Genomic DNA, 2,834 nt, shown 5'->3' with positions numbered 1-2,834 from the left:
TCATCCGTTTCGCGGGTGACTCGGGTGATGGGATGCAGCTGACGGGTGACCGGTTCACGTCGGAGACGGCGTCGTTCGGGAATGATCTGTCGACGCTGCCGAACTTTCCCGCGGAGATCCGGGCTCCTGCCGGGACGCTGCCGGGTGTCTCCTCGTTCCAGCTGCACTTCGCGGATCATGACATCCTTACGCCGGGGGATGCGCCGAATGTGCTGGTGGCGATGAACCCGGCGGCGCTGAAGGCGAATATCGGGGATGTGCCGCGTGGCGCGGAGATCATCGTGAACACCGATGAGTTCACGAAGCGGCCGATGGCGAAGGTGGGTTATCTGACCTCGCCGCTGGAGGACGGTTCGCTGGACGGCTACCAGGTCCATCCGGTGCCGCTGACGACGCTGACGATCGAGGCGCTCAAGGAGTTCGGTCTCTCCCGCAAGGAGGCCGAGCGTTCCAAGAACATGTTCGCGCTGGGTCTGCTGAGCTGGATGTACAACCGGCCGACCGAGAGCACGGAGCGGTTCCTGCGGGCGAAGTTCGCGAAGAGGCCGCAGATCGCGGAGGCGAACGTCGCCGCGTTCCGGGCGGGATGGAACTTCGGGGAGACCACCGAGGACTTCGCGGTCTCCTACGAGGTGGCGCCCGCCTCCCGGGCGTTCCCGGCCGGCACCTACCGCAACATCTCCGGGAACCTGGCCCTGTCCTACGGTCTGATCGCCGCGGGGCAGCGGGCGGAGCTGCCGCTGTATCTGGGCTCGTACCCGATCACCCCGGCCTCCGACATCCTGCACGAGCTGTCACGGCACAAGAACTTCGGTGTGCGGACCTTCCAGGCCGAGGACGAGATCGCGGCGATCGGCGCGGCGCTGGGCGCGGCGTTCGGCGGTTCCCTCGCCGTGACGACGACGTCGGGGCCCGGGGTGGCGCTGAAGTCGGAGACGATCGGGCTGGCGGTCTCGCTGGAGCTGCCGCTGCTGGTCGTCGCGATCCAGCGGGGCGGGCCCTCGACAGGGCTGCCGACGAAGACGGAGCAGGCCGATCTCCTCCAGGCGATGTACGGGCGCAACGGTGAGGCGCCGGTGCCGGTGGTGGCGCCGCGGACCCCGGCGGACTGCTTCGACGCCGCCCTGGAAGCCGCCCGGATCGCCCTGACGTACCGCACCCCGGTCTTCCTGCTCTCCGACGGCTACCTCGCCAACGGCTCCGAACCCTGGCGGATCCCCGACACGCATGAACTGCCCGACCTGCGCGTGGAGTTCGCGGCCGGACCCAACCACACCCTGCCCGACGGCACCGACGTGTTCTGGCCCTACAAACGCGACCCGCAGACCCTGGCACGCCCCTGGGCGGTACCCGGCACCCCCGGCCTGGAACACCGCATCGGCGGCATCGAGAAACAGGACGGCACCGGCAACATCTCCTACGACCCCGCCAACCACGACTTCATGGTGCGCACCCGCCAGGCCAAAATCGACAACATCGCCGTGCCCGACCTGGCCGTCGACGACCCCGACCGGGCCCGCACCCTCGTCCTGGGCTGGGGCTCCACCTACGGCCCCATCACCGCGGCCGTCCGCCGCCTGCGCAAAACCGGCACCCCCATCGCCCAGGCCCACCTGCGCCACCTCAACCCCTTCCCCCGCAACCTCGCCGACATCCTCACCCGCTACGACAAAGTCGTCGTACCGGAGATGAACCTCGGCCAGCTCGCCACCCTCCTGCGCGCCAGATACCTCGTCGACGCCCACTCCTACAACCAGGTCAACGGCATGCCGTTCAAGGCCGAACAACTGGCCACGGCCCTCAAGGAGGCCATCGATGCCTGACGTCAACGAGCTGCTGGCACTGGTCCCCAAGGCCGAAGCCGGACAGACCATGAAGGACTTCAAGTCCGACCAGGAAGTCCGCTGGTGCCCCGGCTGCGGCGACTACGCCGTACTCGCCGCCGTCCAGGGCTTCATGCCCGAACTCGGCCTCGCCAAAGAGAACATCGTCTTCGTCTCCGGCATCGGCTGCTCCTCCCGCTTCCCGTACTACATGAACACCTACGGGATGCACTCCATCCACGGCCGCGCCCCCGCCATCGCCACCGGCCTGGCGACCTCACGCCGCGACCTGTCGGTCTGGGTCGTCACCGGCGACGGCGACGCCCTGTCCATCGGCGGCAACCACCTCATCCACGCCCTGCGCCGCAACGTCAACCTCAAGATCCTCCTGTTCAACAACCGGATCTACGGACTGACCAAAGGCCAGTACTCCCCCACCTCCGAAGTCGGCAAGATCACCAAATCGACCCCGATGGGCTCACTGGACGCGCCCTTCAACCCGGTGTCCCTCGCGATCGGCGCCGAAGCCTCCTTCGTCGCCCGCACCGTCGACTCCGACCGCAGACACCTCACCGACGTCCTGCGCCAGGCCGCCGGCCATCCCGGCACCGCACTCGTCGAGATCTACCAGAACTGCAACATCTTCAACGACGGCGCCTTCGACGTCCTCAAGGACAAGGAGAAAGCCGCCGAAGCCGTGATCCGCCTCGAACACGGACAGCCGATCCGCTTCGGCACCGACGGCCGCAAAGGCGTGGTCCGCGACCCCGCCACCGGCGACCTCCACGTCGTCACCGTCACCCCCGACAACGAACCACAGATCCTCATCCACGACGCCCACACCACCAGCCCCACCACCGCCTTCGCCCTCTCCCGCCTCGCCGACCCCGACACCCTCCACCACACCCCCATCGGAGTACTGCGCAGCGTCGAACGGCCCGTCTACGACACCCTCATGTCGGACCAGCTCGACACGGCCATCGAGCGGCAGGGCAAGGGCGATCTGGCCAC

2 protein-coding genes are annotated in these 2,834 nt (G+C 68.0%); both read left to right on the top strand.

Annotated features, from left to right (window positions below; translation table 11 throughout):
• Positions 1–1,823, top strand: a 1,823-nt coding sequence (locus ACZ7LS_RS36750; RefSeq protein ID WP_385372298.1) for a 2-oxoacid:acceptor oxidoreductase subunit alpha, incomplete at its 5' end; no start/stop codon positions are given.
• Positions 1,816–2,834 (top strand): 2-oxoacid:ferredoxin oxidoreductase subunit beta (locus tag ACZ7LS_RS36745; protein ID WP_385372296.1); only part of this gene is annotated, 1,019 nt, incomplete at its 3' end. The genes ACZ7LS_RS36750 and ACZ7LS_RS36745, both read left to right, overlap by 8 nt.

The sequence above is a fragment of the Streptomyces sp. NPDC039430 genome (assembly GCF_055639435.1).
This window is presented reverse-complemented; position numbering and strand designations above follow the sequence as displayed.